General features: G+C 34.7%; 4 protein-coding genes. 2 read left to right on the plus strand and 2 right to left on the minus strand.

All coding sequences use genetic code 11. The features are described 5' to 3' along the window. Nucleotides 1-274: 274 nt before the first annotated feature. Nucleotides 275-1195, minus strand: coding sequence for a hypothetical protein (locus QZ659_RS19765; RefSeq protein WP_291728701.1), 921 nt, complete (start codon nucleotides 1193-1195; stop codon nucleotides 275-277). A 184-nt stretch (nucleotides 1196-1379) separates the two neighbouring features. Further along, nucleotides 1380-4784, minus strand: a complete 3405-nt coding sequence (locus QZ659_RS19770; RefSeq protein ID WP_291728702.1) for a UvrD-helicase domain-containing protein — start codon at nucleotides 4782-4784, stop codon at nucleotides 1380-1382. Between the two features lie 286 nt (nucleotides 4785-5070). On the opposite strand from QZ659_RS19770, the gene QZ659_RS19775 reads away from it, so the two are divergent. After that, entirely contained in the window at nucleotides 5071-5574 is a 504-nt protein-coding gene (locus tag QZ659_RS19775; RefSeq protein ID WP_291728703.1) for a hypothetical protein, read from the plus strand. A 137-nt stretch (nucleotides 5575-5711) separates the two neighbouring features. Continuing rightward, nucleotides 5712-6005: a hypothetical protein gene (locus tag QZ659_RS19780; RefSeq protein ID WP_291728704.1), complete on the plus strand. Its 294-nt coding sequence runs from the start codon at nucleotides 5712-5714 to the stop codon at nucleotides 6003-6005. Nucleotides 6006-6092: the final 87 nt, after the last annotated feature.

A 6092-nucleotide genomic window follows, 5' to 3' on the forward strand; every position in this document is an offset into this window, starting at 1 on the left:
GTTTTATGAAAAAATAAATCAAATTTAACAAAATTGTAGTAGATAATTACTTAAGTGCTTCTCTATACACTACAGAAACTATTTTCGGTCTGCTCTAACGAGACTGACCTACTTTTAATCAAGGTCAGCCCAAAGGGCAGTACCGAAGATTAAATAATATCATAACTTATTGATAATCAATAAATATAATCCCGAGTTCACGTTAAACAAAAAAGGTCAGTTCAAAACGTTTTGAACTGACCTTTTTTATCTCTAAAAAGTGAGATAAGAATTATTATTCTACTACTTTCACTTCTAAACGGATTGAACCAGTAGTTCCAGCATCAATACTAACTACTTTTACTAAACCATCTTTTCCATCAGCAGTTCTGAAAGCAAAAACAGTATTTGCAGCAAGCTGATTTACACGAGAAGTAGCACCCTCTCTTGGGTCGCCAGTAGTTCCGATATTAGGCTCAGAACCAGCAGCATAAGCAGCTGTAAGCTCAGAACCATCTATAATAGCATCAAAATTAGCTGTTGTTAGGCTTGTATTTCTGAAACGAGTATCGTTTCTTGTTGCCCAGCCAGTTTCAGTAGAAAAAACTTGCTCTACAGAAGCATCACGTAACGAACCAATTACTGCACCTTGTCCATTAGAAGAAGAACCTTGTAAATATGCCATATCTACCAAAGCAGAGTTTGCTTTAGCATCTGCAATTTTATAAACATTGCCTTCACTAGCATCCAAGAAACTACCTGTACTAGCATTGTCTTGCGCTCCTAAAAGAATTGCAGGATATGTTTTAATAGCGATTGGGTCTGGAGCGTCGTTTACTGCAATATCTACTGAGCTACTAGAACGATTTCCGTCTGTATCTACTGCTTCAACTGTAATTGTAACTGTTGTACCTGCATCATCTATTCCACCTATGAAAGAAAAAGTACCATTGTGAGAATCATTGTTGGTAAAATCTACAACCGTTTGTTGTGTAACATTACGAGAAATGATACGGATTTCTTCTAAATTTTTAGAAGCAACTACAGTATAGGTAAAGTCTGCTTGTTGTCCTACGTCAATTGTTGCACTTGTAGGATTAATAGTAATGGTTGGAGCTGGGTCTGTACCATCTGTTTCTCCACAAGAAGATAATGTTCCGACAGCTAAGAGCAAAAGAACTAAATACGAAAAATAAGAAAAAATTGATTTTTTCATTGTTTGAATTGGATTTGTTGAATAAAAAATTTTAATCAAAAAAATTGTTGGTTTTACTTTTGATATTTTTCTAACAAAAAATTGAAATAATCAAATATCAAAACAAAGGTTTATCAAAAGTATTGCCAAGTTTGCCGAAGCGATATAGAAGTTCGTCGAAATAGATGTTTTACTATATATTGGATTAATCCACTTCTACGACTTTCATTTTTTCAGTATAAACCAAAAAACGCCTTATATTGCGTTTACCCATCTGATAAAGAGCTTTTGCATACCCATTGATTTGTTTTTCATGATTAGGGTCTATCTGCCCTGTTTTATAATCTATGAGAATAGCTGTATCGCCTTTTACCATAATACGGTCTGGACGCAACACTCTACGATTTCCCTTTTGGATAATCTCCTGTTCGTTTAGGATTTGATACGCATTTGGGTTTTCTGGATTTTTAGAAATATCTACGTCATGACGGAAAAATTCTGCAATTTGTTGCAATTTCATAACGTCTTTCATTTTATTTTCTAAATGTATTCGCTCATTTTCAGCAATAAGTCCTTCATTGATAAGGCTTTGAACGGCTTTTGAAGTATCGTCTATGGTAAAGATTTTTTCGAAAGCATAGTGCATCAAAAGACCATCTTTCCTAGAATCATAAAAATCTTCTACTGTCAAATAACTCTCGTCGTAACGCAAATTATTCTTTCGTACTCTGATTTTATTTCTAGCTTCCGTACTGACAAGCTGTTTTATATTGAGCGTTTCTTTATCATAAACCTTGTCTTTGTGTTTTTTGTTTGTATTATCTTCAAAAAGTATATATTCTTGAGGACGAATTTTACTAACCCCATCAGCTTCCCTTAACAAGAAAAAACCTAGCAAATCAGCTACATCCTTTACTTTTTCAATGTTAAAATTATCTTCTTTTTTAGTGTCATTGGCTTTGCCTTTAGGTACTTTTTTGTCTTCTAATTTGGAAACTTCTTTTGTCAGAATGAATAGTTTTTCTGTTGGGCGTGTTAGTCCGACGTAGAGATTATTAATAGCATCAATAAAATTTAATGACCATTCTTTTTTATAATTTTCTGAAAAAACACCTTCCCTCATCGTCTCACGCATCGACAAAATCATTGTGGAAAGGTCTGGTGCAATCGGATTATCTTCCCACTCTACCCAAAGTTGGCTCTGACTTCTAGGCGTTACACTCCAATCTGCAAATGGCATTATCACAACAGGAAACTCCAAACCCTTACTTTTATGAATTGTCATGACACGCAGTGCAGCTCCTCCTTCTGGCGACGAGATAGAAATACGTCCTTTTTTGCGTTCCCAATGTTCTAAGAAATCTAATAAATTATCGTTCTTATTTCTACTAAATTCGAACAAAACATCTAGTAGTTTTTGAATATAAAGCTGTTCGGTGTGGTGGCGATAGAGTTCTAGCTCTCTTATGAGTTCTTCAGCAATTTCATAAAGCGACAAATGGCGCAGAACAGGCATTGAAAGTGTTTTTTTGAACTGTTCTTTTATGATTCTTGTAAAATTCTCCTCGTCTTCTTTGTTTACTTCTTTTGCTAAATCGAAAGGAGGATTTTCAGATTCATACTTTTTCTCTAAATGTTCCTCTAAAAACTCAATAATTTCTAGTTTTCGTGGTGCGTCATTCGGCTGTTGCAAAAGAAACATAAAATTGATAATCGTCTTGACTACCTTTGAGGAAACCAAAAGCAAAGAATCACCTGAAATCACAGGAATTTCTTGTTCGATAAATTTTTCTGCCAAGAATGCGCCTAGTCCGTTGGTTCTTACCAAAATGGTAATATCTTCTAGCTTATAATTTTGCTGTTGAAGGTTTTTAACCAAATCTAAACAGTAATCAAAGGTTCGGTCTTGATAGATTTTTGTACTTTCCTTACTGCTTTTTTCTACAAAACGCACCGAAACATGTCCACCTTCATCAAAAACAGTTTCTTGCACTACTTCGGCATAATGATTTGCCAAATCTGGACTAAGCGAAGAAAAACGTTTTCTTACAAAGTGAAATAACTTATTATTGAACTCTACAATTTTTGGAAGACTACGACGATTTGTTCCCAACACTTTTTGGCTGGCGTATTCTTTAAAAATATCGATGTGTTCGGAAAGCATTGAGTCTGGGGCAGCCGTCGGAACGTCTGGCAGATTTACCAAAAGGTCAGCATCTCCACTTCGCCATCTATAAATTGCTTGTTTGGCATCTCCCACCACCATACTACGCATTCCGTTTGCCAAACTGTTCGACACAAGTGGAATCAGATTATGCCATTGCATTCGTGAAGTATCTTGAAACTCATCTATCAGAATGTGTTTAAACTTCTCTCCAATTCGCTCAAAAATGTAGGGAACAGGTTCATTCTCCACAATTTTATTTATTTTCTCATTAAACTCACTCAGATAAACGTGATTTTTCTTCTCCTTTAGAAATTCAATTTGATTTCCGATTTCCTCTAAAAACATCATCTGAAAAATAAAACGTCGCATCATTCGGCTGTACGCATATTTTTCTTGATATTCATTTTTCAACGCCTCAATTTTCAAAACCATTTCCTTTATTCTTGGCGAGAGTTCTCTGATAGCTTCTAAGCTAGAACCTTTTGTAGCTTTGGCAGCCCATTTATCTAGTTTCAAACCGTCGTTGGCAATGTAAGAGTTGAGAGGTTTGTGTTTGTTCCACTCGTCTTTTATTTTTTCTTCGTTTTTAGCGTAAGTCAAGACATAATTATAAATTCCTCGTGTGGAATAATGAAAATCTTTGGCTACCAAACCGTTTTCTTCAAAAGCACTCAACAAAATTCTACCAAAATCGCCAGCTTGTGGGATAATCTCATTCTCTACCTTATCGATATACTCCAAATAATCAGCCTTTACCATCTTGAGCTGCGTCTGAGTAAGGGCTTTTATTTTATCAACAGAATATTTTTTGGCTTCTTCAAAAATGATTTTCCCAAAATCCAGTAGTCCCTTATCTACATTCCAGCTTTTTTCGTCCTGCGTTTCTTTCAAGACAAATTCTTTCATTACTTCGCTCAAATGATTGTCGCCTCGCTCCCCAATCTTGTAATACATTCGGCTAACAGCTTCCTCTAGTGCTTCCTCAATATCTAGCTGAATCTCAAAATTGGGTGGCAAATCCAAATCTTTGGTAAAGGCTTGGACAATTCGCTTCGAAAACGAATCAATCGTAGAGACAGCAAAATCGGAATAATGATGCAAGATAGTTTGGTGCAACGCCTTCGAACGCTCCACAATTTCTTCTTTCGTAATTTTTAAGTTGGAATATTCTTCATTCAATTCCTTCAACACGTCATGAAACATCGAATCTTTTTCTGCCGTCTCTAGCACCGAAAACGCATCTAATTTGCCAATAATACGCTGTTTCATCTCTTTAGCTGCATCGTTGGTAAAAGTTACTGCCAAAATATGCTTGTAATAATGCACATCAAAGTCTCCCAAAAGTTGGGGATTAGGACTTGCTAGAGCGAGTTTGATGTATTCCTTAGTAAGTGTGTAGGTCTTGCCAGAACCTGCCGAAGAGCGATAAATGGAAAAAAGCATTTTTTATTCAATTACGAATGTTTCAATTACGAATTATGAATGGAAGGTACGCTATTTTTTAGCAATTTGCTAATAGAATGAGGTGGTTTTTTATTAACTTGTATTATATGATATTCAATACTCATTCTATTCTATGTTTTCGACAATCCAATTTATATTAACTGTTAGCAGTATCATTGTATTGCTATTCTCTTGTACTCCCAAACTCACTTCTAGTAAAAGTCAAAATTTTGTGAGAGATATGTTTTTAGAGAAAGATACCATTTATGTCACCATTGATTTTACTATGGATACTACTAAAACAGAACAAAAACTTTCTGATTCTGTGACCAATATTTATTTGAAAGCTGCTTCTAAAGGAGAACATTATCAATCTATCCCTACTACGTATAACAAATATACAGGATATAATTTAGGAACGTATCGCCTTAATTCTGACACACAAGTGCAATTTGTACGTTTTGAACCGAAATACAACGACTACTCTGCTCTTTATTTGTTTCAAAAGAACTCCAAGCAGAAAATTACACAACCTATCGAACTTGCTTTTGCTTTTTGGGAAGAGGGCGCACAAGGTACAGGTTCTTGTCTCTTAGTTCGTAATGGCACTCAGACAGATATTTATATTAAACAGTACTGGGTAAACTATGTTGGTTCAGATGCAGAGATAATGACGATAGCAGACGATATAATTTTATATCATATGTATCCTTCTTCTTTTAATTCTTTGGTATTAGATTCTGCCCAGTATCAGAAATGGAATAATATATTTGAGCATAAAAGATGGTGATAGATAAGAAAAAGTTTTTTTGAATGATGAACTAAAACCACACTATTTTTCAGCAATTTGCTAATGGAATAAAGTGGTTTTTAAATAGTTTTTTGCTACTTTAAAATCCAATATTTATGCAACACTAATAAAATTTTATGATTGACTTAGAGACAGCTAAAAAAATACAGAGCGATTATATCGAACAAGTTAATGCTACTAAAAAAAGTAAAATAGTGGGTAGTGAGTTGGAAGAGTTTTCTTTTGGATGGGTATTTATTCGTCTTCTTAAAAGTGAATTTGATTCTAATACTCTCTTACCTGATTACTCAAAAGGAGTTATTGATAAAGAAACAGGAAAAGTGATTACCTTTGAACTATACTTTTGGGAGTTGGTAACTGGGGTGACTTTAGAAAGTAGGTTTAATGAAATAAAAAATAAACAGGATTAATTATCCTCCTATTTGGTGCAAGGCTCTCATTGTGTCAGCATATGCTGACGCAACAGCAAGTACAAGATAAAATCCTTATCTTGTCCC

Origin of the sequence: Bernardetia sp., from assembly GCF_020630935.1 — a bacterium.
Lineage (GTDB): Bacteria > Bacteroidota > Bacteroidia > Cytophagales > Bernardetiaceae > Bernardetia.

What these genes read in the sequence shown, in the direction of transcription:
- QZ659_RS19775 (WP_291728703.1), top strand. Translation starts at nt 5,071, where the DNA reads ATGGATACTACTAAAACAGAACAAAAACTTTCTGATTCTGTGACCAAT.
- QZ659_RS19770 (WP_291728702.1), bottom strand. Translation starts at nt 4,784, where the DNA reads ATGCTTTTTTCCATTTATCGCTCTTCGGCAGGTTCTGGCAAGACCTAC.
- QZ659_RS19780 (WP_291728704.1), top strand. Translation starts at nt 5,712, where the DNA reads ATGATTGACTTAGAGACAGCTAAAAAAATACAGAGCGATTATATCGAA.
- QZ659_RS19765 (WP_291728701.1), bottom strand. Translation starts at nt 1,195, where the DNA reads ATGAAAAAATCAATTTTTTCTTATTTTTCGTATTTAGTTCTTTTGCTC.